This window comes from Ralstonia sp. 24A2 (assembly GCF_051783885.1).
Classification (GTDB): Bacteria; Pseudomonadota; Gammaproteobacteria; order Burkholderiales; family Burkholderiaceae; genus Ralstonia.
The window spans coordinates 1,543,924-1,567,227 of record NZ_JBPVZD010000003.1; the positions used below are offsets into that span (position 1 = coordinate 1,543,924).

Here is a 23,304-nt window from a genome sequence, read left to right on the forward strand (position 1 = left end):
TACCGCCACATAACGTGTGCTTGAACGGGGGAAGACAATGTCGCAACTGGAAGTCGATGAACGGACCAATCTGACGAACAACAACCGCTTTGAACTGTTGCTGTTCCGCCTGGGCGAATCTGCTCGATCCAACCAGCGCGAAATGTTCGGCATCAACGTGTTCAAGGTGCGCGAGATCATGGTCATGCCGCCCGTGACGCATGTGGCAGACGCTGGCGCCCACATCCTGGGCGCGGTGAACGTGCGCGGCCAGATCATCCCGGTCATTGACCTGGCCAGCGTGATCGGCACCAAGAACGGCAACGCCAACATTCTGCTGATTACGGAATACGCGCGCTCCACGCAGGGCTTTGCGGTGGAAGAGGTAGACGAAATCGTCCGTCTGGAGTGGAGCCAGATCTTCCCGGCCGAGGCCAGCGTAGGCAGCAGCAACATCACCAGCCTGGCGCGCCTGGACGGCAATGCCGACAACTCGCGCCTGGCGCAGGTGATCGACGTCGAGCAGATTCTGGTCGACGTGTTCCCGACCCGCCGCACCGATCTGGCGCCCGACAATGACGAGCGCCCCATCAAGCTGCCACCGGGCGCCAAGCTGCTGGTGGCGGATGATTCCGGTCTGGCGCGCACGCTGATCGCCAACGGCCTGGAAGCCATGGGCGCACCGTACGTAATGACCAAGAGCGGCCAGGAAGCCTGGGATACGCTGCAGAACATCGCTCGCGACGCCGCCCGTGAAGGCAAGACCGTGCGCGACAAGATCGCGCTGGTGCTGACCGACCTGGAAATGCCCGAGATGGACGGCTTCACGCTCACGCGCAAGATCAAGACTGAGCCGGCGTTCCAGTCGATTCCGGTGGTGATTCACTCGTCGCTGTCGGGCTCGGCCAATGAAGACCATGTGCGCCGCGTTGGCGCCAATGGCTACGTCGCCAAGTTCGAGGCCAATGAACTGGCGCAGGCAATTGCCTCGGCGCTGGGCTAGGCATGGCGCATGACCGGCGGCGTGCAATGCGCCGCCGGGTATCACCTGAACATCACTTGCGGCTGTGGTGGTCGCCGCCTAGCGGGTCGACGACGATCATCGTGCGGTCCAGCACACCGTTGTCGTCAAAGAGCGCGTTGAAGTGCGCTTGCTGATAGCCGGCAATGTACATCCGGTAGGACCATGCCTCGCGCTTCATGAGCGGGTAGTACTGTGTGGGCTCGCGCGGCATGCCGAAGCGCTCGGCCACGTCATGCTTGGTCCACACGCCCGGGCGCGCCTCGTAGATTTCCTTCTCGGTCAGCATCTGGCGAAAGCCGGTGAGTTTGCCGCCGCTGTCGAAATCCGCCGCATAGACCTCGTGCCCCATGGGCTGCTTCGAGTAGATCCAGCGTTGGGTACCGCTTGCGAGCTGATACGTTTCAGTGGGTGCGCCAAAGGCGGTGCGCACGGCGCTTTCCGGCTGGCCGATCATTTTTTGCGCGGTCTGCACCGGCTCCAGCGTCGCGCAGGCACCGAGCGCGAGCGCCGCCGCGCCAATCCCGATCCACTTGATGAGTTGAGTCCGCATGGCCATCCTCCGGTGTTGAGCCGGGCCGTGCGTGCCCGGCCCTGATAGTAAACGCGCCAGATGGGGGAAATATTCCATCCGTCGGCAGCAGTTGGTGGACATCGCGTGCAGGCCGCACAACATTGGTGCGCTCAACCGGTTTTCATTGCCGAAGTGGCGATCACTCGGTGCACGAAGCGCAGCTTGTCGATCACGGGCGAGGCCAGTGTGAACGGGTAGCCGTCGGGTTGCCCGAGACTGCGGTTCAGGCTGTTGAGCACATAGGTGAGCGGAAACCAGCGGCTCATCAGGTTGTTGAAGCTGGCTTCTTCCACTGGGGTCTGGTCGGTCAGTTCGGGCTCTTGCGGGTGGTCGGGCAGCAGGGCCAGGCCGTACGACACGGCGGTGTCCAGTGCATCGACCATGTGCAGATAGTGCGCCCAGGTTTCGGCCCAGTCCTCCCAGGGGTGCATGGTGGCGTAGGCGCTGATGTAGTGCTGTGCCCAGTCGGCCGGCGGCCCATTGTCGTAATACGCCTTGAGGGCGTCGGCATAGCTGGCGCGTTCATCGCCAAAGCGCAGACGAAAAGCAGCTTCCCACATTGGCTTGCCGGCAATCAGGCGGTCGAAGAAGTAGTGCCCGGACTCGTGGCGGAAGTGGCCGAGCAGCGTGCGATAGGGCTCGCGCAGCTCCGTGCGGGCTTTTTCGCGCGCGGCATCGTCGGCTTCGGCAATGTTGAGCGTGATGCGGCCGTGGTTGTGGCCGGTCATCACGGGCTCGCTGTCTTCCTTGCTTTCCAGAAACGCAAATTCCAGCCCGGTTTCGGGGTTCTCCAGGCGCGATTCCAGCGGCAGGCCCAGCGTCATGAGCGTATAGAGCAGCCGGCGCTTGGCCACCTCCATCTTGTACCAATAGAACCGGTTTTCCGGCACGGTCAGGTCGGGGATGGTGTCGGTGAACTGGCAGGCGCGGCACAGGGTGTCGGGCGAATCGGCAGGGATCATCCAGTTGCAGACGTTTTCGACCGCGTAGTTGTGGCACTGGCGGTAGAGCTGGCCCTGTACGCCGGGGTGAAGGCTGCGCCAGAGGCCTTCGCCGGCGTTTTCAGCGTTCTTGGCGTCTGCGGCAATTTCAAAGGCGCTGATCTCGCCCACCTCGGGCACATAGCCGAGTAGCGCGTCGCAGCGTTCGCACAGTACGTTTTCAAAGAAGACCAGTTGCTGGCAGCGGTTGCAGTGGAACGTTTTCATCGCGGGCCACAGTGGGTTGGGGGAATCCTAGCGTTTGGCGCCAACGCCAGCCAAGATGATCGAACGGGAGCCGTGGGCCGTCCAGCCCGGCATGAAACTGTCATACGCAACGCCGTGCGTGACTGGCACGATGGCATGCGGGGTCAAAGCCGTCCAGCCAGGCCAACGGCATGAACCTTGCTTGACCCGCCCGCCGGCGCTGTGTGCCGGCCCTACCAGTCCGAGCCATTGAGGAGTCCGTGTGTCGATCCGAGTCGCGCTGAACCACGTTACCCATTATCGCTATGACCGGCTCGTCGGGCTGTCGCCGCAGGTGGTGCGCCTGCGGCCGGCGCCGCACTGCCGCACGCCCATCCATTCGTATTCCATGCGGGTGGAGCCGGCCGAGCATTTCATCAACTGGCAGCAGGACGCCTTCGCCAACTACCAGGCGCGGCTGGTGTTTCCCGAGAAGACCACCGAGTTCAAGGTGACCATCGACCTGGTTGCCGAGATGGCGGTCTACAACCCGTTCGATTTCTTCCTGACGCCCGAGGCGGAGGAATTTCCGTTCACCTACGACGATGCGCTGGCCGCCGAGTTGGCGCCCTACCTCGTCAAGCGGGAGATGACGCCGCATTTTGCCGCGTTTGTTGCCAGCATCGACCGCACGCCGCGCCGCACCATCGATTTCCTGGTGGAGTTGAACCAGCGCCTGCAGCAGGAGATTCGCTACCTGATCCGCATGGAGCCCGGTGTGCAGACGCCGGAAGAGACATTGGTGCTCGGCTCCGGTTCGTGCCGCGACACCGGCTGGCTGCTGGTGCAGACGCTGCGGCAATTGGGGTTGGCTGCGCGCTTCGTGTCGGGTTATCTGCTGCAATTGGCGCCTGATGTGAAGGCCGTCGATGGCCCGAGCGGTACCGAGGTCGACTTCACTGACCTGCACGCCTGGTGCGAGGTTTACCTGCCGGGCGCGGGGTGGATCGGCTTTGACCCGACCTCTGGCCTGCTGGCTGGCGAAGGGCACATCCCTGTGGCGTGCACGCCAGAGCCTGGCAGCGCAGCGCCCATCTCCGGCGCGGTGGATGAAAGCGAGGTGGAGTTCGAGCACCGCATGACAATCACGCGCGTGCTGGAAGCCCCGCGCGTGACCAAGCCCTACACCGAGGCCGACTGGGCGGATGTGGTGCAGATGGGGGCCCACGTGGATGCCCAGCTCGCGGCCATGGACGTGCGCCTGACCATGGGCGGCGAGCCCACCTTTGTGGCCGTGCGCGACCGCGACGCCGCTGAATGGAACACCGACGCGCTGGGCCCGACGAAGCGCAGCTACGCCGTCGCGTTGATGGACAAGCTACGCCGGCAATACGGCGCCAACGGCTTCCTGCATATCGGCCAGGGCAAGTGGTACCCCGGCGAGCAACTGCCGCGCTGGGCGCTATCGCTGTACTGGCGTACCGATGGCCAGCCCTGCTGGGCTGACCCTACGCTGTTTGCCGACGAGCGCAACCCGGGCCACTACACCGCTGACGATGCGCAGCGCTTCATCCGCCATCTGGCGGGCAAGCTGTCGGTGGATGCGCAGTGCATCCAGCCCGCCTATGAAGACACCTTGTACTACCTGTGGCGTGAGCGGCGGCTGCCCATCAACGTTGATCCATTCGATGCGCGCCTGGACGATGAGTTGGAGCGCGTGCGCCTGCGCCGCGTGTTCGATGCGGGCCTGTCGGCTGTGACGGGCTATGTGCTGCCGCTGGCGCGCGAGCAGGATGCGGCGCTGTCAGGCCCGCGCTGGGTGACCGGCCCGTGGTTCTTCCGCGATGCGCGCATGTATCTGATGCCGGGCGATTCGCCCATGGGCTATCGCCTGCCGCTGGACTCCCTGCCATGGGTGAGCAAGGGCGACTACCCCTATCAGCATCCGCATGATCCGTTTGGTCCAGCCGCGCCGCTACGCACGGCGGCAGCGTTGCGCATGCAGTACCAGGGTGAGCGGGGCGAAGGCACCGATGGCACCGATGGCGCGGCCGAACCGTCGTCCCCGCTGGGCGGGAGCACTGGCCAGCCAGCGGTGGATCGTGTGCCGGCGCGAGGCGAGTCAGCCTCGTGGACGCACCGCACCGCGCTATGCGTGGAAGCGCGCGACCCAGCCCGAGCTGCTGGTCCTGAAGGTCGAGCACGACGCCTTCGGCAGTGGCAAACGCCTGCTGCACGTCTTCATGCCGCCGCTCACGGTACTGGACGACTACCTCGACCTGCTGGCCGCCGTGGAGGCCACCGCTGCCGAGCTGCATGTACAGGTCGTCATCGAAGGCTATCCGCCGCCGCGTGACCCCCGCCTGAAGCTGCTGCAGGTGACACCCGACCCCGGCGTCATCGAGGTCAACATCCACCCCGCATCCAACTGGGGCGAGCTGGTGGACCATACGGAGTACCTGTATGAATCTGCCCGCCAGACCTACCTGAGCACCGAGAAATTCATGCTCGACGGCCGCCACACAGGCACCGGTGGCGGCAACCACTTCGTACTGGGTGGGGCCACACCGGCGGATAGCCCGTTCCTGCGTCGGCCGGATCTGCTCGCCAGCCTGATCGCGTATTGGCACAACCATCCATCGTTGTCGTACCTGTTCTCGGGGCTGTTCATCGGCCCGACCAGTCAGGCGCCGCGTGTGGATGAGGCGCGCAATGACCAGGTCTACGAACTGGAGATCGCCTTTGCCGAGTTGCAGCGGCAGCTTGACCGCCTTGGCGCAGCTGGCTTGGGGGGCAACGGTGGTGCCCAGGTGCCGCCCTGGCTGATCGACCGCATCCTGCGCAACATCCTGATCGACGTGACCGGCAACACGCACCGCGCCGAGTTCTGCATCGACAAGCTCTACTCGCCCGACGGGCCCACCGGCCGGCTTGGTCTGCTGGAGTTGCGCGGCTTCGAGATGCCGCCGCATGCGCGCATGAGCCTGGTGCAGCAACTGCTGCTGCGCGCGCTGGTCGCTCGTTTCTGGCACACGCCGTACACCACGCGCCTGACGCGCTGGGGCACCGAGCTGCACGACCGCTTCCTGCTCGGGACGTTCGTACAGATGGATTTCGACGATGTGCTGGCGGATCTGCGTGAAGCCGGTTACGCCTTCGAGCGCCGCTGGTTTGCGCCGCATTTTTCTTTCCGCTTCCCGTTGGTGGGCGAGTTGCATACCGGCGGCATCTCGCTCACCCTGAGCGGTGCGCTTGAGCCATGGCACGTGATGGGCGAGGAGGGCTCCGCCGGCGGTACGGTGCGCTATGTCGATTCGTCGGTCGAGCGGCTGGAGGTGCGCGTGCTGGGCTTGAACGACAACCGGCACGTGGTCACGGTCAACGGTATTCCCTTGCCGCTGCAACCAACCGGCCGCGTGAGCGAGCAAGTGGCGGGGGTGCGCTTTCGGGCGTGGTCCCAGGCCTCTGCGCTGCATCCGACCATCGGCGTGCACGCGCCGCTCACCTTTGACCTGGCCGACACCTGGACGGGCCGCTCGCTGGGTGGTTGCCAGTATCATGTTGCGCATCCGGGTGGACGCAACTACCAGACCTTTCCGGTCAACGCATACGAGGCGGAGAGCCGGCGGCGCGCACGCTTCTTTACGACCGGGCATACGCCTGGGGCCCTGGAAGTGCAGGCGCAGGAGCGCAGTCTGGAATTTCCGTTTACGCTGGATCTACGCCGCCACTAGAACGCCCTGCGAACCCCAACCTTGTCTGTCCAGTCGACCCTGCCACTCGAATCCGCCGCCGCCCATGCGGATGTCCTGGCCCAGCTGCGCATGCTGCCCTCGCGAGAAGGCCACTGGGATGAGTTGCGCGATGCCTCCGGTGCCCTGCGCGAGCCGTGGCGCCGCTTCTTCGCACAACTGGGTGAGGGCGGTGTCGCCGGGCTGGACCATGCGCGCACCTCCGTGGCGCAGCAGGTGCGTGACAACGACATCAGCTACAACGTCTATGCGGACAAGGGCGAGCCGCGCCCCTGGGCGCTTGATCTGCTGCCCTTCCTGATTGACGAGACCCAATGGGCCGTGATCGAGCAGGGCGTGACGCAGCGCGCGCGGCTGCTCAACGCCATCGTGGCCGATACCTACGGTCCGCAGACGTTGCTGGCGCGTGGGTTGTTGCCGCCCGCGCTGGTGTTCGGCCATCCGGGCTACCTGCGTGCCGTGCGCGGCTTCACGCCACCGGGTGGGCAGTATCTGCAAATTGTGGCGGTGGACCTGGCCCGCGCGCCCGATGGCACCTGGACCGTCATGAGCCATCGCACCGAGGCACCCTCGGGCCTGGGCTACGCGTTGGAGAATCGGCTGATCGTCTCCAGCCTGTTTGCCGATGCCTTTCGCGAGCTGCACGCCACGCGCTTGGCGCCCACGTACTCCCAATTGATCGCCACACTGGCGGCTGCCGCGCGCACCACCATGCGCGGCGACGAGGCGGGTGCTTCGCCGCATATCGCGTTGCTCACGCCGGGGCCCTTCAGCGAAACCTATTTCGAGCACGCTTTTCTCGCGCGTTATCTGGGTGTGACGCTGGCCGAGGGCAAAGACCTGACGGTACGCGGTGACAAGCTCTACCTGAAAACCTTCAACGGCCTGGAGCGCGTGCATGCGGTGCTGCGCCGCCTGGACGACGTGTTTTGCGACCCGGTGGAACTGCGCGCCGATTCCACCATCGGCGTGCCGGGCCTGCTGCAGGTGATGCGCGCGGGCAACGTGATGGTGTCGAACGTGCCGGGCGCCGGGTTTGCCGAATCGCCGGCCATGCTTGGCTTTCTGCCTGGCATTGCCGAAGCGCTGCTGGGTGAACCGCTGGCGTTGCCCAGCGTGCCGACCTGGTGGTGTGGCGAAACCCTGGCCCGCAACGAGGCGCAGACCCAACTGGCCGCAGGCCTGCTGCTGCCGACCTGGCCTGGTGACAGGCCAGACGGGCCGCCCGGCATGGCCCAGGGCCCGCAGCCGCTGGCCAGCTGGCGCGAGCGCATCGACCGCGCCCCAGATGCCTTCACGATCCAGGCGCCGCTGCCGTATCCCTGCACGCCGCGCTACGAAGCCGGCATGCTCACAGGCCGGCCCTCTGTGTTGCGCGTGTATGCCATCGCAGACCTCTCCGGTGGCTGGCATGTCATGCCGGGTGGGTTCACGCGCCTGGCGGCTGAACGGCAGGCTTCCGCCTCGATGCAAATGGGGGGCAGCAGCGTCGACACCTGGGTGTTGTCGAGCCAGCCACAGCCGACGGCGCCGTTCACCTTGCTGCCCTCGCCAATGCGCCCGGCAGATCTTGCGCGCAAGCACCGCACCGTATCGAGCCGTGCAGCCGAGAACCTCTTCTGGTCCGGCCGCTACGGCGAGCGCGCTGAGAATGGCGTGCGCCTGTGTCGGCTGATCCTCGGCTCGCTGGAAGCCAACGACGCCGACACGATGTTCGCGACGCTGACGGAACTGGCCGCTGAATGTGGCCTGATCTTCAGCGCGGATGTGTTTGCACGCAGCAGCCCGGGCGCGTTCGAGCGCGCGTTGGTGGCAGGGCTGAGCGAGCAGTCGGGTACGACCGGTATTGGTCAATGCCTGGCCGCGCAGGCGCGTGCTTCGGGCGAGGTGCGTGGGCGGCTGTCGAATGATCACTGGCGCACCATCCTGGCTGCGCGCAACGATTTTCGCGATGGGCTTGCCCACCTGACGGCGGACGGCCCGCACGATCGCGTTGCGCTGGTCGATCTGCTTGAGCATCTGAGTACGCAGCTCTCCGCCATCAGTGGCGCGCAGGGCGATCGCATGACGCGTGATGAGGCGTGGCGCCTGCTGTTTGCCGGCCGGCACATCGAACGCGTATGGGCCATGACGACCTTGCTGCGCGTGGTGGCCGAAGAAGGCAAGCTCGCCACGGCAGAAGGGTTCGACCTGCTGCTGCAACTGTTTGACAGCACGCTCACATACCGCTTGCTGTATCCGGGGCGGCTGGAGGTGCCGGCGCTGCTCGACCTGCTGGTGGTCGAGCCGACCAACCCGCGCGGGCTGTACGGCGTGTATGCGCGGCTGCGGACCAAGCTGGAGCAGATCGAACAGGCCGCCGCTGACACACGGCGCACACCGTTCGCAGACATGCTGCCCGTGGTGGAAACGCTGCCCTCGCTCGAAGCCCTGTGCGAGACCGATGCCGATGGCCGGTACGCCAATCTGATCGATGTGTGCGATCGGCTGGGCGACTACATGGCCGCCGCCTCCAACGAGATCAGCGCGCGCTATTTCAGCCACGCCAGCACACCGACCGCGCAGGTGGCCTGATGCACGTGCACGCCGCCCTGTTGTCGATCTCGCACAGCACGATCTACCACTACGCCACCGCAGTCGAGACCGCGCAGCATCTGGCGACCATTCGCCCGCGTGCCTGTGCTTGGCAGGAGATCGTTGCGCACCAGGAACAAATCGAGCCTTCGCCGTCCTATGTCACCAGCCGCATCGATGGCTTCGGCAACGATGTGCTGTATTTCGCGCTCGACACGCCGCACGACAGCCTGCTGCTGAAGAGCGAAACCACCGTGCGCCTGCTGCCGCGCTGGAGCGGCCTGGACCCGGCCGCCACGCCGGCGTGGGAATCGGTGGCGCAGCGCCTGCGCTATCAGGCGGGCTCGGCGTTCTATCCGGAGGCGGAGTTCTGCTTTGCTTCCCCCAACATTGCGCTGCGCCCTGAACTGCACGCCTATGCGCGGCAGAGCTTCAGGCCCGGCATGGCGGTGGTGGCGGGTGCCATCGACCTGATGCATCGCATCCATGCCGACTTTGAATACGCGCCCACCGCTACGGCTTTCGATACCCCGGCCGCGCAGGCATTTGTGCTGCGCCGGGGCGTTTGCCAGGACTTCGCGCAGGTGATGATCGGTTGCCTGCGTGCGCTGGGTTTGCCCGCGCGTTACGTGAGCGGCTACCTGCGTACCGAGCCACCGGCCGGGCAGCCCCGCCTGATTGGGGCCGATGCGTCGCACGCGTGGGTGTCGGTGTTCTGCCCGGAAAGCGGCTGGGTGGATCTGGACCCGACCAATGATGTGCTGGCCGATCTGGATCACGTCACGCTGGCCATCGGGCGGGACTACAGCGATGTCTCACTGCTGCGCGGCATGATCCTGGGTGGCGGTGAGCATCAGGTGGACGTTGCAGTCAGCGTGCAGGAAGTCCGGCCGCATGAGGGGCCCGGCGATGTCGTGCAGTGGGGAGCATCATGAAAAACAACATCTCTTGGCAGGACCTGCCTGATCCGGCCGATGTGTCAGGCGTCTTCGCCTTCGCCATGTCATTCAACGGCTATGAAGAGCTGGGCTCGTTTGAAGCATGCACCAGCGCCGCACGCGAGCGCCGGCGTGCCTCGCTTGCCGATTTGCGCAATGAGCTGTTCTGCGCGGCGCGGGCGTCGCGCCATGCTGGGTCAACGGGCTACCTGGGCACGTATCAGGCGTTGCTGCCGCTCTTCCAGCGCATGCTGGACGCCCCAGCCGGCGACGGCACTCAGGACTGATCCGCAAACGTTGGCAGGGCGTGCTGCCGACGTTGCGCCCCGGGGTGCGCGTCCGGCAGCCTGTCAACGCCGAACAGTTTGCGGCGCAGCGTGCCCGGTGCGTAGGCAGTCTTGTAGATGCCGCGGTTCTGCAGTTCCGGCACCACGAGGTCGATAAAGTCCGCGTAGCTTTCCGGCGTGACGGTGCGTGCCAGGTTGAAGCCATCGATGCCGGTTTCATCCACCCATTGCTGTAGCGCGTCGGCCACCTGCTGCGGATCACCCACGATGGTCACGTAGCGACCGCCCAGGGCAAGTTGATCGAGCAGGCGTCGCACGGTGAACTGCGTGTCGCCGCCGGTAGCACGGCGAATGGACGACTCGATCGCGTTTGTCTTCACTGCGCGCAGCGGGTCATCCAGCGCATAGGTCGAATAGTCGACGCCTGAGCCGGCCGAGAAATGCGCGAGGCCAGCTTCCGCGCTCGCATAACGCTGATACTCGGCCAGCTTCTCGCGCGCGAGCTTTTCTGTCTTGTCGACAACGACGGTGATGCCCATGAAGACCTTGACGTCGTTGGCGTCGCGCCCGGCCTGCACAGCCGCCTGCCGCAACTGCGTGACCTGATCGCGCGTGGCTGATCGGCTCTGGCCAGACAGGAACACGCACTCTGCATGCTGGCCGGCAAACGTCTGCCCGCGCGCAGAAGACCCCGCTTGAAACAGCACCGGCGTGCGTTGTGGTGACGGCTCGCTCAGGTGATAGCCCTCCACGTCGTAATAGCGGCCGTGGTGGTGGATGCGATGCACCTTGTCGGGTTGCGCAAATACGCGCGTTGCGCGGTCACGCAGCACGGCATCGTCTTCCCAACTGCCTTCCCATAGCTGGTAGACCACGTCGAGGAATTCATCGGCACGGTCGTAACGCTCGTCGTGCGCGATCTGTTCGCGCAGGCCCATGGCGCGTGCCGCGCTGTCGAGATAACCGGTGACGATGTTCCAGCCCACGCGCCCGTCGGTCAGGTGATCGAGCGTGGAGAAGCGCCGTGCGAAGAGGTAGGGCGCCTCGTACGTGAGGTTGACGGTCAGGCCAAAGCCCAGGTGTTCCGTCACGCCCGCCATGGCGGAGACGAGCATCAGCGGATCGTTCACAGGCAACTGGATCGACTCGCGCAGCGTGAGATCGGCCGATTGTTGGTAGACGTCGTACACGCCCACGATGTCGGCAATGAACAGGCCATCGAACAGGCCACGCTCCAGCAGCTTGGCAAGATCGGTCCAGTAGCTGAGCTTGCGGTAGTCGGTCGAGCGATCACGTGGGTGGGTCCACAAGCCGTGGTTGATGTGGCCCACGCAGTTCATGTTGAATGCGTTGAGCAGAATCTGTTTCTTGGCCATCGTGCTCAGGCGCCCAGGCTGGTGAGGGTCGGTAGGGTATCGGCGGGGCGCTGCAGCAGTACGCCCAGAATCTCGCGTCGCCACGCGTCGTAGAGCGGGATGTGCTGCCGCGTGTCGATGCCGGCTGCGCGTTCGTTCAGCGCCCACGATTCGCGCAGGTAGTCGCCAAGCAGGGCTTGCAGCTTGTCGTCGGCTTCCAGCACCTCGCCGACGAGCTGTTCGCGTTGCGCATCCGATGCGGCATTGAGCTTGTTGTGCCACCACTCGGTGATGAGAATGCGGTGCACCTCCTCGTCCGGCATGATGCGGTTCTCGGCAAAGTCGCGGTTGGCCAGGTCGAGCACGCGCGAGGTGCGCCGGTTGACCTGCAGCCGCGCGAGGATGTGATGCTCGTAATGAAACTCCCATGCGAGGAAGGCGGCCTGGCTGGTCAGCGGGTAGTCGCCGAGGATGTCCCAGTGGTGGCGTACATCCTGTGCGATGCGCTCGATCTGGTCGTGACCCGACAGCACGCGAATGCGCTCGCGCGAGGCCACCGCATGAAAGCCGTCGTCGCCGATCTGGCGCGAGAGCGCGAGCTGAAAGTCCGGCTCGTCGCGGAACAGCCGGTCCAGCCCCGCGCTGGCCAGTTGCACGATGAAGAGATCGTGCGCGGCGTTCCACAGCGCGTAGTCGATCACTCCTTCCCATTCTTCCGGGGTTTGCGCATCGCGGGGTGGCTCGGTGCGTGAAGGCGGCAGGTGCGGCGCGTGCACGGCGGCGACGCGGTCGAACAGGTCTTTCTCAAGCGCAGCGCCATAGCGTGCGGGAGCCGTTTCGAGGTTGGTTTGAGTCACGTTGACGTCCTGGTCGCGGAGGGTGGCTCCGGTTGATCGGTGCGCGCCACCGCCGGGTGGGCGGGCGCGACGAGGCTGTCATCGTTACATTGAAGGTGGCGCAGGCGAACGAAGCGTTGCGCATGTCGTCAGAACCTGCGCGCAGATTGTGCGGCTTCGTCTAACCGAAGCGGCTACAGGCCGTTCTCCACCATCTCGACCACGCGCAGGGCGATGGCCCCTGTTTGCTCGGGCGGGCGGCCGCGCAGCGGGCCATCGATGATGAGCAGCGCAAGCCCATGCACCGCAGACCACGCGAGGTATTCGGCGCCCGGGCGGCGCTCTGCCGGCAGCACGCCGGCGGCGGTCATGCGATCGAGCGCCAGGCCCAGCAGCTGGAACGGGTTCAGACCGCTGTTGCCGGCCTTGTCGGGGTCGGCGTCGTTCTCCACCTCATCGGGCACGGCAAATGCGGTGCGGAACAGGCCGGTCTCCATTTGCGCAAAGCGCAGGTAGCCCACGCCGACGGCGCGCAAGGATGCGCGGGCCTGGGCGTCTTCCGGCCAGGTTGGGGCGATTGCATCCAGTTCCGTTTCCATCGCGCGTGCCAATGCTGCCAGCGCCGCCGCGCGCACACCCTGCAGCAAATCCAGTCGCCCGGCGAAGTGCCGGTAGGCCGCATTCGGTGCGACGCCAGCGCGGCGCGTTGCCTCGCGCAGCACGATGGCATCTGGGCCGCCGGCACGCGCCAGCTCAATGCCGGCGTCGAGCAGTGCGCGCCGCAAATCGCCGTGGCGATAGGTCGATCGCGCGGGCGGGCGGGGTGGTTCCTGGGTCATGCAATCTCCGCAAGCTTTATGTGGACACTGTTCATTATGTCTGCTATCGTTTGTGGACAGTGTTCACAAATCAACACTAGACGCTGTTGCCGTAGATTCCAAGGCGCTTTTTCTTCATCGGAGGCCGACATGACAACTGCAACAACCGCAACAAGCGCGGCGAATGATGAGGCGCAGGTGCGTGCGCTGATCGAAGCATGGGCCGCCGCTGTGCGCGCCAAGGACGTGGACGCTGTGATGCGTTACTACGCGCCCGATGTTGTGGTGTTTGATGTCATGCCGCCGCTGTTCGTCAAGGGCGCCGAGGCATACCGCCGCAACTGGCAGGGCTGGTTCGATGCACTGGACGGGCAGGCCGATTTCCAGTTTGTCGAACTACACCTTGAGGTGAGCGGCGACTTGGCCTATTGCTTCAGCGTGAACCGCCTGCGTGCGCGTTATCGCGATGGTGCGAAGCACGATGCACAAACGCGCGCCACGGTGTGTTTCCGGAAAATCGATGGTCGCTGGCTGGTTGTACACGAGCACGCCTCGGTGCCGATGCCGGTGCCTGAACCGGCGTGCAATTGACGGCGTCCGCAGATGAGATGCTTCTTCCGACCGTGTGACCCAACACGCGGCCGGATCTCCACCCTGAGTCCCTACCTACCCCAAGGAGTTGTGATGCAAATTCAACCGTATCTGTTCTTCGAAGGTCGTTGTGAGGAAGCGCTTGAGTTCTACAAGAAGACGCTGAGCGCCAAGGTTGAGGTGATGATGCGCTACAAGGATGCGCCCAAGGACGCGCAACCCACTGCCGAGCAATGCGGCGGTATGGCACCTCCGCTCGACAAGGTGATGCACGCGGCCTTCCGCGTGGGTGAAACGCAGGTTCTGGCGTCCGACGGCATGGCGTCGGGCAAGGCCGATTTCAAAGGCTTCGGGCTGTCGGTGAGCCTGGCGGACAAAGCTGAGGCCGAGCGCACGTTCAAGGCACTGGGTGACGGCGGCCAAGTCACGATGCCGATGTCCGAAACGTTCTTCGCCAACGCGTTCGGCATGGTGGTCGACCGCTTTGGTGTGACGTGGATGGTGATTGCTCCCAAGCCGATGTAATCGAGCAGTCATCGCGCCTGTGCAAGAGGGGCAGCGGCCACCCGTCGGTGGTCGCACCACGCAAAGCCGTAGGAAAGTTTGCCTTGGCATCGGGTGACAGTCCGGTGCTAGACTGCACTTTCACCGGGGCCTTACCAATATCAACGAACCCCCCTGGGTGACCGGCTGTTCTGGCCGCGACCCTTCGCATTTCCTGCGCGAAGGCGTCCATTCACCTGCTGCCCCCAAACTCGTGGAGCGCTCTTCATGCTGAAGATCATTGCGATCGTCATTGTCGTTGCCATTGTGGCCGTGCTCGGTTTTGCTGCTACGCGCCCAGATAGCTTTCGCGTGCAGCGCGAGATCGACATCAAGGCGCCGCCTGAAAAGGTGTTTGCCCTGATCGACGATTTCCACCACTGGACCGTCTGGTCGCCGTGGGAAAAACTCGACCCGGCAATGAAGCGCACGTACGGCGGCCCGGCCAATGGTAAGGGCGCGAATTATGCGTGGGAGGGTTCCAGCAAGGTGGGCGCTGGGCGCATGGAGATTGTCGATACCGCGTCGCCCGCGCGCATCCAGATCCAGCTGGATTTTCTGAAACCGTTCGAAGCCCACAACACAGCGGAATTCACGCTGAAGCCTGCGGGCGATCTCACCCACGTGACCTGGGCCATGTACGGCCCGAGCCCATTCATCTCCAAGGTGATGGGCCTGTTCTTCAGTATGGACGCGGTAATCGGCAAGGATTTCGAGGCCGGTCTCGCCAATCTCAAATCGGCTGCGGAGTCCTGAGCGGCGCCGCAGCGCATCCAAGGAGTGGTTCCATGACGCATGGCATCGACGAACGCAAGCGCTGGCTTGCCCTCATCGTGCTCTGCCTGGGCGTGCTGATGATCGTGCTGGACACGACCATCGTGAACGTCGCACTGCCGTCCATCCGGGCGGATCTGGGCTTTACCGAAACCTCGCTGGTGTGGGTGGTCAACGCCTACATGCTGACCTTTGGCGGCTTCCTGCTGCTGGGTGGCAGACTGGGTGACCTGTTTGGCCATCGCAAGTTGTTCCTGCAGGGGATCACATTGTTCACGCTGGCTTCAGCGGCGTGCGGGCTGGCGAACTCCCAGGGGCTGCTGATTACGGCGCGTGCCGTGCAGGGGCTGGGTGGGGCCGTGGTGTCGGCGGTGTCGCTGTCGCTCATCATGAACCTGTTCACCTCGCCGGCAGACCGTGCCCGCGCGATGGGCATCTACGGTTTCGTGTGTGCGGGTGGCGGCAGCATCGGCGTGCTGCTTGGCGGGTTGCTGACAAGCGCGCTGAGCTGGCACTGGATCTTCCTGGTCAACCTGCCGATAGGTGTGGCGGTGTACGCCGCGTGCGTGGCGCTGCTGCCCGCCGGCAAGCCGCTGGCGGATCGCGCCAAGCTGGATGTGGCAGGCGCGATTGCCGTGACGACATCGCTCATGCTGGCGGTGTACGCCATCGTGCATGGCAACGAGGTGGGCTGGACTTCCACGCAAACGCTTGCCCAGTTGGGCGTGGCTGTCGCGTTGATGATTGCATTCCTCGTCATCGAATCGCGCGTGTCGCATCCGCTCATGCCGCTGCACATGTTCGCGCTGCGCAACGTGGCCACCGCCAACGTGGTGGGTGTGCTGTGGGCCGCGGCAATGTTCGCGTGGTTCTTCATCTCGGCGCTCTACATGCAGCGCGTGCTGAACTACAGCGCAATGCAGGTCGGTCTGGCCTTCCTGCCGGCCAATATCATCATGGCGGTGTTCTCGCTGGGGTTGTCGGCCAAGCTGGTGATGCGCTTTGGCATCCGCGCACCGTTGTCGCTGGGCTTGCTGGTGGCGGCGGTCGGGCTGGTGCTGTTTGCGCGTGCGCCGGCTGACGGGGGCTTCATTCTGGATGTGCTGCCAGGCATGTTGCTGCTGGGCCTGGGGGCGGGTGTGGCCTTCAACCCAGTACTGCTAGCGGCGATGAGCGATGTCGCGCCGGATGAATCGGGCCTTGCTTCGGGCGTGGTCAACACGTCATTCATGATGGGCGGCGCGCTGGGTCTGGCGATTCTTGCCAGCTTGGCGGCCGCACGCACCAGCAACCTGGCTGCAGCAGGCGCAGATGCCGCCACCGCGCTCAATGGGGGCTACCACTTGGCCTTCCTGCTGGGTGCCATTGCGGCTGTGCTGGCCTCTGCGCTGGCCGGTGCCTTCGTGCGTACGCGTGCACATCCGCAGGCGCAGGGCGAGGCATCCTCCGCAGCCCACATCTAAGCTGAATGCACCGCATGCCTCAATCGAGTCATGCGGTGTAATTCGCCATTGACCGACCGGTCGGACGGTTTATAATCGATCCAGCCCCAGCATGGCGCAGATGCTGCACCGTGCACATTCCGCGAGAGCGGCCGGAGGATCGCATGTACACCCAAAGCCTGGACCAGCCCGGCGGCCTGCCCACTGAACAAGAACTGGCTGCTGTACCGCAAGGCGAAGCCGCGTTGCAGGCACGCTTCAACGCACGCATCGGTGCAGACCACAAGATCGAACCGCAAGACTGGATGCCCGCGCCGTACCGCAAGACGCTGCTGCGGCAGATCTCGCAGCACGCGCATTCGGAGGTGGTTGGCATGCTGCCCGAGGGCAACTGGATCAGCCGTGCGCCGTCGCTCAAGCGCAAGGCCATCCTCCTGGCCAAGGTGCAGGATGAGGCGGGCCACGGTCTCTATCTCTATTCCGCCGCAGAAACGCTCGGCAGTACGCGCGACGAGATGATCGACGCGCTGCACGAGGGGCGCGCCAAGTACTCCTCCATCTTCAACTACCCGACGCTGTCTTGGGCAGACGTGGGCGTGATCGGCTGGCTGGTGGACGGTGCCGCCATCATGAACCAGGTGCCGCTGTGCCGTTGCTCGTACGGCCCCTATGCGCGCGCCATGATTCGCATCTGCAAGGAAGAGTCGTTCCACCAGCGCCAGGGTTTTGAGTCGCTGCTGACCATGATGGGCGGCACCCAGCCGCAGCGCGACATGGTGCAGGACGCCGTCAATCGCTGGTGGTTTCCGGTGCTGATGATGTTTGGCCCGCCCGATACCGCATCACCCAACAGCGCGCAGACGATGGCCTGGGGCATCAAGCGCATCTCGAACGATGACCTGCGCCAGCGCTTTGTCGATGCGACTGTCGAGCAGGCGCGTGTACTGGGCGTGACGCTGCCCGACCCGGGCCTCGTGTGGAATGCGCAACGCGGTCACTACGATTTCTCGCCGCTCGACTGGTCTGAATTCAAGCGCGTGCTCGATGGCCACGGCCCGTGCAACCGCGAGCGCCTTGCCACCCGCAAGCGCGCCCATGAAGAAGGTGAATGGGTGCGCGAAGCCGCGCTCGCCTATGCGCGCAAGCAGGCCGAACGCGCTGCCGCAACCGAACAAGCTGCCTGAGGAGTCGACATGACGACAACCACGCATCAACACGAATGGCCACTGTGGGAAGTGTTCATCCGCAGCAAGCAGGGGCTGGAGCACAAGCACTGCGGCAGCCTGCATGCGGTGGACGCCAAGCAGGCACTGCAGATGGCGCGCGATGTCTACACGCGCCGGCAGGAGGGCGTCTCGATCTGGGTGGTGCCCTCGGCCGCCATCACCGCCAGCGAGCCCGACGACAAGCCCATGCTGTTCGACCCGATGGCCGACAAGATCTACCGGCACCCGACGTTCTATCGGCTGCCCGATGAAGTCAATCATATGTGAGCGGTGCCGATGACTTCCAATGCGCATCTGCAGTACATCCTGCGTCTTGCCGACAACGCGCTCATCCTTGGCCAACGCAACGCTGAATGGACGGGGCACGGCCCGGTGCTCGAAGAGGACATCGCACTGTCCAACCTGAGCCTCGATCTGATCGGTCAGGCGCGGCTGCTCTACACGCACGCAGGCCAGCTCGAAGGCGCGCTCACGGGCACGGCACGTAGTGAAGATGACTACGCCTACTGGCGCGCGGAGCCCGCGTTCCGCAACTACACACTGCTCGAGCTGCCGCATGTAGGGCCGCTGGCTGCCACTTCCGCCGCGGCGCGCGACTATGCGGTCACCATCGTCCGCCACTTCCTGTATGCGGCCTTGATGGTGCCGTTGTGGGAGGCATTGACCGCGTCCAAGGATACCGAGCTGGCCGCCATTGCTGCCAAGTCGGTCAAGGAAATGCGCTATCACCTCGCGCATACGCGTGACTGGCTGGTGCGCTTTGGCGACGGCACGGAAGCGTCGCACGCACGTGCGCAGCGCGCGCTGGATTGGCTGATGCCCTACACCAACGAGTTCTTCGCCACCGACGCGGTAGAGGATGCCGTGGCCGACGCCGACATTGGCGTGCGCGTCGCCGATGTGCGTGATGCATGGGTAGCCACCGTGAACGACGCACTGCTTGAGGCTACGCTCACCTTGCCCGAGTCCGGCCCCTATGTCAGCACCGGCAAGCAAGGCGTGCATTCCGAGCACATGGGCACGCTGCTGGCCGAAATGCAGGGGCTGGCGCGTCAATTCCCGGGGGCGTCGTGGTAGCCGAGCCTGTCGTTTCCGGCGACGTTGCCACGCGGCTTGCCCGTGCACGCGCGGCGCTTGATGCTGTGACCGATCCGGAGATCCCCGTCGTCACGATCGCCGAGTTGGGCATCCTGCGCGATGTACAGATCGATGCTGCCGGCACGCTGGTGGCAACGATCACCCCCACGTACTCCGGCTGCCCGGCGATGGATCAGATTGCCGACGATGCGGGCCGCGCGCTGCAGGCGGCCGACGTAGGTGCCTACCGTGTGCGATCCGTGCTCTCGCCAGCATGGACGACCGATTGGATCACGCCCGATGGGCACCGCAAGCTGCGCGACTTCGGTATCGCACCGCCGGCCCATGTGGTGACGGTGGGAGAGGCGCGCCCGATCCGCCTGATGCGGCCCGAGCAGGGCGAGCACATCGCCTGTCCGCAGTGCGGCTCGCACGATACGGTGCTCATCTCCGCCTTCGGTTCAACAGCCTGCAAGGCGCTGTACCGTTGCCGCGCATGTCGCGAGCCGTTCGACTACTTCAAGCCCTACTGAGCGATTGTCATGACTCCGCAATTCCACCCGCTGCGTGTTGCCGAAGTGCGTGGCGAGACGGCCGATACGATTTCCGTGCGCTTTGATGTGCCGGACAACCTGCGCGACGCGTATCGCTTCACGCAGGGCCAGTTCCTGACGCTGCGCATGCCGGTGCCCGGGCATGTACAGGATGATGTGCGGCGCTCGTACTCCATCTGCTGTTCCGTGCAGGACTACGACGCGCATGGCGAGCTGCGCGTGGCCGTCAAACGTGTGGATGCGGGCGTGTTTTCCAACCACCTGCACGACCGCATTCGCGTGGGGCAGTCGCTTGACGTGTTGCCGCCCGACGGCCGCTTCTATGTGCCGCTTGCCGCGGAAAGCGCGCGCCATTACGTGGCGTTCGCTGCCGGCAGCGGCATCACGCCCATTCTCTCGCTCATCAAGACCACGTTGGCAGCCGAACCGCACAGTCGCTTCACGCTGGTCTACGGCAATCGCAGCGTCGACAGCATCATCTTTGGCGAAACGCTGGAAGACCTGAAAGACCGCTACCTCGACCGCTTTGCGCTGTATCACGTGCTGTCGCGCCAGGCGCAGGAGATTGCGTTGTTCAACGGGCGGCTGGATGGCGCAAAGGCGCACGCCTTTCTGGATACGCTGATCCCCCCGGGTGACATCGACGCAGCCTTCATCTGCGGCCCCTCCACGATGATCGATGCGGTGGAAGCTGCGCTGCTGGAGCGAGGCGTGCCGCGCGGGCGCGTGCATGCCGAGCGCTTTGGTGTGCCGGTGGGCGACGCATCAACCGAATCGGCCAAGGCGCGCAAGCGTGCGGTCGTGGCCGGCGATGTGGCGCTAACGGTGGTGCTCGATGGCAAGTCGCACGAAGTGCCGATGGCGGGAGACGCCAAGGTGCTCGACAGTGCGCTGAGCGCCGGGTTGGATTTGCCCTACGCGTGCAAGGGTGGTGTGTGCTGCACGTGCCGCGCCAAGGTGCTGGAAGGCCGCGTGGAGATGGAGAAGAACTTCACGCTGGAAGACTGGGAAATTCAGCAAGGCTTTGTGCTGACGTGCCAGGCGCGGCCGCTTACGCAGCGTGTTGTCGTCAGCTACGACGAACGTTGATCATCAGCCCGTCTTACCGTTCGGGCCACTGAGCCCGTTCTCCAGCATCTCGATCACCATCTCGGCATAGCCTTCATACGACAGCGGGCCGTCGGGTTTGAGCCAGGTGAAGGTCCAGTTCATCATGCCGAACAGCATCATCGTGATGGGGGTGCGGTTGGCCTCGTCCACCTTGCCTGGGTAGGCCGCGCCGAGCTGCCGGCCCACGGCGGCCACTACGTCCCGCTCGCGGGCAAGCACGATATCGCGCTGTTCTGGCGACAGGTATTTCACGTCATTGAGTAGCGCCACGTGCCGCGTGCGCGACGTTGCATACTCGGCCAGGAAGGTGCGGATCAGCAGATGCAGCGTGGCCCGTGCCGACAGCTTGGCGTGCCGCGCATCGCTCTCGGCCCGTTCGACCAGATCGGCCAGCCGTGTGGTGTAGCGGTCGAGCAGATCGAAGAGGATTGCTTCCTTGCCTTCGTAGTAGTGATACAGGCGCGATTTCGAGCCGCCGCAAGCTGCGGCAAGCTGGTTCATCGATACGCTCGGGTAGCTGTCGGCCGCAAAGGCTTCAGCGGCGGTGTCGAGCACGCTTTCGCGGCGCAGCTCGAATTCGTCTTCGTTCTTGACGCGGGACATGTCTGGCGGCACATCGGTTGGATGGCCGCCATGTTAACCGTAACCGGGCCGGTTGCGGCGGGTTGATGCCGCATGCTGATCCGCTATGCCAGTTCGCGCACGGCCAGGAAATCCAGCACCAGCTCGATAAACGCTTCCGGCGCCTCCACGTTGGCGAGGTGTACGGTGTCCAGCATGCGCAGCTGTGCGCCCGGAATGGTGGCGGCAATTTCCTCGCCGTGGCGGGCGGATGTCACCGTGTCGTGCAGGCCCGCGATGACAAGGGTCGGATGCGGGATCAGCGCAATCGTCCGGCGCAGGTCGGAGTCGCGCACCGCAGCCCAGCCACCGATGATGCCCTCGCGCGGTGTTGCCAGCAGCGCGCGGCGGAAGGGCGCGACGGCCGGATCATTCGCCTCCAGCATGCGTGCCGGGAACCAGTTGCGTAGGAACGTCTCGGCCGTGGCCTGCATGTCGGGCGCGCGCTGCAGCTCTGCGATGGCGTTGTCAAAGTACTGCGTCGGGCCGATGTGGGCGGCGGTGTTCGATAGCACGAGGCGGTCGATGCGCTCCGGCACGTGGATGCCAAGCCATTGCGCAACGATGCCGCCCAGCGACAGCCCCAGCATGTGCACGCGTTGCAGGCCGAGCGCGTCCAGCAGTTCCACCACATCACGCCCCAATCGGTCGACCGAGTACGGCCCCGAGGGCGCGCCGGACGCACCATGGCCGCGTGCGTCATACCGCAGCACATGGAAGTGTTCGGCAAGCTGCGGCACCGTCACGTCCCACATATGCAGGTCGGTACCGATGGAGTTGGAGAGCAGCAGGACGGGCTTGTCGGGCGCGCCGTCAAAGCGGTAGGCCAGGCGCACGCCGTCGCCAGTGGTGATGAACGAGAGGGGATTGCGAGATTCCATGATGGGCTCCTGAAACGTGTTTGAGGTGGAGTCATCGTAGAAGTCGACCTGTTTCGTGGATACTATAAAGTTTGGAAGAACTCTGTAGGGTTAGACAACAATGTCGAATTTCACGCTACACGAACTGCAGTGCTTCGATGCCGTTGTGGCCGGGGGCAGCTTCCAGGCCGCGGCAGACCGGCTGCACCGCTCGCACCCCTCGGTGTTTGCAGCGGTGGCCAAGTTGGAAGAGCAACTGGGCTTGAGCCTGCTGGATCGCAGTGGCTATCGCGTGCGGCTGACGGAGGCCGGCCAGTCCTTCCATCGCAAAGTCCAGTCGTTGCTGCGCGAGAGCGATGAGCTGCGGACGCACGCCAAGCAACTGGCCATGGGTGAAGAAGCTGAGTTGCGTGTGGTGCTGGGCGACCTGTGCCCGCTGCAGCCGGTGTTGGCCTTGCTCAGCCAGTTCTTTGGCCAGTGCCCGCAAACGCGCCTGCAGCTTCAGTTCGAGGCCGTGACCGGCCCCTGGGAGCGCCTGCTGGAAGATGCCGCCGATCTGATCGTGCACCGCGTGCCGAAGGGCGATGTGCGCATGGAGTGGATTGACCTGGGCAAGATCGCGATGGTGCCGGTGGTCGCGCCCGGTTTTCTGCCGTCTCAACCGACCGCCGCCCTCACGCCGCAGCAGATGCAGCTCTTCATGCAGTGCGTGATCAACGATTCCGCGCGTCAGCCGCCGTCGCAGACGCACTACGTTGTGGAGGGCGCCCCGCAATGCTTCGTCCCCGACCAACTGATGAAGAAGGAGCTGATCCTGCACGGCATGGCGTGGGGGCACCTGCCCCGCTTCATGATCGAGGCGGAGTTGCGCGAAGGGCGGCTGCAGTCGATTGCCGGGCGCCATTTCCCCGGCACGGTGGAGGATCTGGTGGTTGCGCGCCGGCGTGACCGGCCGCATGGGCCGGTTGCCAATCGGCTGTGGGAGTTCCTGGCCCAGCAGGCGCCGGTGTTGAAGCCCACGCTCGGCCGCGTGCCGCGCCAGGCTGCCGGCCTGGTTGAAAAAACAGTGGTATCTCGCCGCCGCTCGGCAGCATCGTTGCCCTGACAGCCGAAGCCGCCATGCTGGCATCCATCCGATCGCTCCTCAACTTGGAGGAGTGCCGAGCGTGATAATCCGGCCTATAACGGTGCATGCCCGTCCATCAT

At 64.8% G+C, this 23,304-nt stretch carries 21 protein-coding genes and 1 pseudogene; 15 read left to right on the forward strand and 7 right to left on the reverse strand.

Annotation, left to right across the window (positions count from 1 at the left end):
• Positions 1-37: 37 nt before the first annotated feature.
• Complete coding sequence (locus ACS13N_RS24530; protein ID WP_438934193.1) at positions 38-982, forward strand: chemotaxis protein; 945 nt, start codon at positions 38-40, stop codon at positions 980-982.
• 52 nt (positions 983-1,034) lie between these two features.
• Here the strand turns inward: ACS13N_RS24530 and ACS13N_RS24535 are convergent, their stop codons facing one another.
• Both ACS13N_RS24535 and ACS13N_RS24540 read right to left on the reverse strand, forming a co-directional pair.
• Positions 1,035-1,553, reverse strand: a complete 519-nt coding sequence (locus ACS13N_RS24535; RefSeq protein WP_438934194.1) for a hypothetical protein — start codon at positions 1,551-1,553, stop codon at positions 1,035-1,037.
• 131 nt (positions 1,554-1,684) lie between these two features.
• Positions 1,685-2,782 carry a zinc-binding metallopeptidase family protein gene (locus ACS13N_RS24540; RefSeq protein WP_438934195.1) on the reverse strand — a complete coding sequence of 366 codons (1,098 nt, stop codon included), beginning with the start codon at positions 2,780-2,782 and terminating at the stop codon, positions 1,685-1,687.
• 241 nt (positions 2,783-3,023) lie between these two features.
• Here ACS13N_RS24540 and ACS13N_RS24545 point away from each other — a divergent pair.
• The 4 genes and pseudogenes from ACS13N_RS24545 (at position 3,024) to ACS13N_RS24560 (ending at position 10,291) form a co-directional block, all read left to right on the forward strand.
• Positions 3,024-6,474 (forward strand): annotated as a pseudogene (locus tag ACS13N_RS24545) (DUF2126 domain-containing protein).
• A gap of 21 nt (positions 6,475-6,495) precedes the next feature.
• Positions 6,496-9,066, forward strand: coding sequence for a circularly permuted type 2 ATP-grasp protein (locus tag ACS13N_RS24550; protein WP_438934196.1), 2,571 nt, complete (start codon positions 6,496-6,498; stop codon positions 9,064-9,066).
• Positions 9,066-10,001, forward strand: a complete 936-nt coding sequence (locus ACS13N_RS24555; RefSeq protein ID WP_438934197.1) for a transglutaminase family protein — start codon at positions 9,066-9,068, stop codon at positions 9,999-10,001. Before ACS13N_RS24550 ends, ACS13N_RS24555 begins: the two co-directional genes overlap by 1 nt.
• A complete protein-coding gene (locus tag ACS13N_RS24560) occupies positions 9,998-10,291 on the forward strand; it encodes a hypothetical protein (RefSeq protein ID WP_438934198.1) in 294 nt (97 codons plus the stop codon). Before ACS13N_RS24555 ends, ACS13N_RS24560 begins: the two co-directional genes overlap by 4 nt.
• Here ACS13N_RS24560 and ACS13N_RS24565 read toward each other — a convergent pair.
• The 3 genes from ACS13N_RS24565 to ACS13N_RS24575 all read right to left on the reverse strand — a co-directional run bounded on the left by ACS13N_RS24565 (position 10,282) and on the right by ACS13N_RS24575 (position 13,321).
• A complete protein-coding gene (locus ACS13N_RS24565) occupies positions 10,282-11,667 on the reverse strand; it encodes an LLM class flavin-dependent oxidoreductase (RefSeq protein ID WP_438934199.1) in 1,386 nt (461 codons plus the stop codon). The two genes, ACS13N_RS24560 and ACS13N_RS24565, sit on opposite strands and share 10 nt — an antisense overlap.
• Before the next feature lie 5 nt (positions 11,668-11,672).
• On the reverse strand, positions 11,673-12,503 hold the full coding sequence (locus tag ACS13N_RS24570; protein WP_438934200.1) for a hypothetical protein: 831 nt from the start codon (positions 12,501-12,503) through the stop codon (positions 11,673-11,675).
• A gap of 173 nt (positions 12,504-12,676) precedes the next feature.
• On the reverse strand, positions 12,677-13,321 hold the full coding sequence (locus ACS13N_RS24575) for a TetR/AcrR family transcriptional regulator (RefSeq protein ID WP_438934201.1): 645 nt from the start codon (positions 13,319-13,321) through the stop codon (positions 12,677-12,679).
• A gap of 129 nt (positions 13,322-13,450) precedes the next feature.
• On the opposite strand from ACS13N_RS24575, the gene ACS13N_RS24580 reads away from it, so the two are divergent.
• The 9 genes from ACS13N_RS24580 to paaE all read left to right on the forward strand — a co-directional run bounded on the left by ACS13N_RS24580 (position 13,451) and on the right by paaE (position 20,596).
• Positions 13,451-13,891, forward strand: a complete 441-nt coding sequence (locus ACS13N_RS24580; RefSeq protein WP_438934202.1) for a YybH family protein — start codon at positions 13,451-13,453, stop codon at positions 13,889-13,891.
• A gap of 93 nt (positions 13,892-13,984) precedes the next feature.
• Positions 13,985-14,416, forward strand: a complete 432-nt coding sequence (locus tag ACS13N_RS24585; RefSeq protein WP_438934203.1) for a VOC family protein — start codon at positions 13,985-13,987, stop codon at positions 14,414-14,416.
• Positions 14,417-14,662: 246 nt separating this feature from the next.
• Positions 14,663-15,190, forward strand: a complete 528-nt coding sequence (locus ACS13N_RS24590) for an SRPBCC family protein (RefSeq protein ID WP_438934204.1) — start codon at positions 14,663-14,665, stop codon at positions 15,188-15,190.
• A 32-nt stretch (positions 15,191-15,222) separates the two neighbouring features.
• Entirely contained in the window at positions 15,223-16,671 is a 1,449-nt protein-coding gene (locus ACS13N_RS24595) for a DHA2 family efflux MFS transporter permease subunit (RefSeq protein WP_438934205.1), read from the forward strand.
• Between the two features lie 143 nt (positions 16,672-16,814).
• Positions 16,815-17,834 carry a 1,2-phenylacetyl-CoA epoxidase subunit PaaA gene (gene paaA, locus ACS13N_RS24600; protein WP_438934206.1) on the forward strand — a complete coding sequence of 340 codons (1,020 nt, stop codon included), beginning with the start codon at positions 16,815-16,817 and terminating at the stop codon, positions 17,832-17,834.
• Between the two features lie 9 nt (positions 17,835-17,843).
• A complete protein-coding gene (gene paaB / locus ACS13N_RS24605; RefSeq protein ID WP_426400488.1) occupies positions 17,844-18,143 on the forward strand; it encodes a 1,2-phenylacetyl-CoA epoxidase subunit PaaB in 300 nt (99 codons plus the stop codon).
• A gap of 9 nt (positions 18,144-18,152) precedes the next feature.
• Entirely contained in the window at positions 18,153-18,953 is an 801-nt protein-coding gene (paaC, locus tag ACS13N_RS24610) for a 1,2-phenylacetyl-CoA epoxidase subunit PaaC (protein WP_438934207.1), read from the forward strand.
• Positions 18,947-19,486, forward strand: coding sequence for a 1,2-phenylacetyl-CoA epoxidase subunit PaaD (gene paaD, locus ACS13N_RS24615; RefSeq protein ID WP_438934208.1), 540 nt, complete (start codon positions 18,947-18,949; stop codon positions 19,484-19,486). Before paaC ends, paaD begins: the two co-directional genes overlap by 7 nt.
• Positions 19,487-19,495: 9 nt before the next feature.
• A complete protein-coding gene (gene paaE / locus ACS13N_RS24620; RefSeq protein ID WP_438934209.1) occupies positions 19,496-20,596 on the forward strand; it encodes a 1,2-phenylacetyl-CoA epoxidase subunit PaaE in 1,101 nt (366 codons plus the stop codon).
• A 3-nt stretch (positions 20,597-20,599) separates the two neighbouring features.
• Here the strand turns inward: paaE and ACS13N_RS24625 are convergent, their stop codons facing one another.
• On the reverse strand, positions 20,600-21,220 hold the full coding sequence (locus ACS13N_RS24625; protein ID WP_438934210.1) for a TetR/AcrR family transcriptional regulator: 621 nt from the start codon (positions 21,218-21,220) through the stop codon (positions 20,600-20,602).
• Between the two features lie 83 nt (positions 21,221-21,303).
• Positions 21,304-22,119, reverse strand: coding sequence for a 3-oxoadipate enol-lactonase (pcaD, locus tag ACS13N_RS24630; protein ID WP_438934211.1), 816 nt, complete (start codon positions 22,117-22,119; stop codon positions 21,304-21,306).
• A 100-nt stretch (positions 22,120-22,219) separates the two neighbouring features.
• Here pcaD and ACS13N_RS24635 point away from each other — a divergent pair, with 100 nt between their 5' ends.
• On the forward strand, positions 22,220-23,203 hold the full coding sequence (locus tag ACS13N_RS24635) for a LysR family transcriptional regulator (RefSeq protein ID WP_438934212.1): 984 nt from the start codon (positions 22,220-22,222) through the stop codon (positions 23,201-23,203).
• Positions 23,204-23,304 lie beyond the last annotated feature (101 nt).

Coding starts and splice junctions, on each gene's coding strand:
- ACS13N_RS24530 (WP_438934193.1), top strand. CDS start 38: ATGTCGCAACTGGAAGTCGATGAACGGACCAATCTGACGAACAACAAC.
- ACS13N_RS24535 (WP_438934194.1), bottom strand. CDS start 1,553: ATGCGGACTCAACTCATCAAGTGGATCGGGATTGGCGCGGCGGCGCTC.
- ACS13N_RS24540 (WP_438934195.1), bottom strand. CDS start 2,782: ATGAAAACGTTCCACTGCAACCGCTGCCAGCAACTGGTCTTCTTTGAA.
- ACS13N_RS24555 (WP_438934197.1), top strand. CDS start 9,066: ATGCACGTGCACGCCGCCCTGTTGTCGATCTCGCACAGCACGATCTAC.
- ACS13N_RS24560 (WP_438934198.1), top strand. CDS start 9,998: ATGAAAAACAACATCTCTTGGCAGGACCTGCCTGATCCGGCCGATGTG.
- ACS13N_RS24565 (WP_438934199.1), bottom strand. CDS start 11,667: ATGGCCAAGAAACAGATTCTGCTCAACGCATTCAACATGAACTGCGTG.
- ACS13N_RS24575 (WP_438934201.1), bottom strand. CDS start 13,321: ATGACCCAGGAACCACCCCGCCCGCCCGCGCGATCGACCTATCGCCAC.
- ACS13N_RS24580 (WP_438934202.1), top strand. CDS start 13,451: ATGACAACTGCAACAACCGCAACAAGCGCGGCGAATGATGAGGCGCAG.
- ACS13N_RS24585 (WP_438934203.1), top strand. CDS start 13,985: ATGCAAATTCAACCGTATCTGTTCTTCGAAGGTCGTTGTGAGGAAGCG.
- ACS13N_RS24590 (WP_438934204.1), top strand. CDS start 14,663: ATGCTGAAGATCATTGCGATCGTCATTGTCGTTGCCATTGTGGCCGTG.
- ACS13N_RS24595 (WP_438934205.1), top strand. CDS start 15,223: ATGACGCATGGCATCGACGAACGCAAGCGCTGGCTTGCCCTCATCGTG.
- paaA (WP_438934206.1), top strand. CDS start 16,815: ATGTACACCCAAAGCCTGGACCAGCCCGGCGGCCTGCCCACTGAACAA.
- paaB (WP_426400488.1), top strand. CDS start 17,844: ATGACGACAACCACGCATCAACACGAATGGCCACTGTGGGAAGTGTTC.
- paaC (WP_438934207.1), top strand. CDS start 18,153: ATGACTTCCAATGCGCATCTGCAGTACATCCTGCGTCTTGCCGACAAC.
- paaE (WP_438934209.1), top strand. CDS start 19,496: ATGACTCCGCAATTCCACCCGCTGCGTGTTGCCGAAGTGCGTGGCGAG.
- ACS13N_RS24625 (WP_438934210.1), bottom strand. CDS start 21,220: ATGTCCCGCGTCAAGAACGAAGACGAATTCGAGCTGCGCCGCGAAAGC.
- pcaD (WP_438934211.1), bottom strand. CDS start 22,119: ATGGAATCTCGCAATCCCCTCTCGTTCATCACCACTGGCGACGGCGTG.
- ACS13N_RS24635 (WP_438934212.1), top strand. CDS start 22,220: ATGTCGAATTTCACGCTACACGAACTGCAGTGCTTCGATGCCGTTGTG.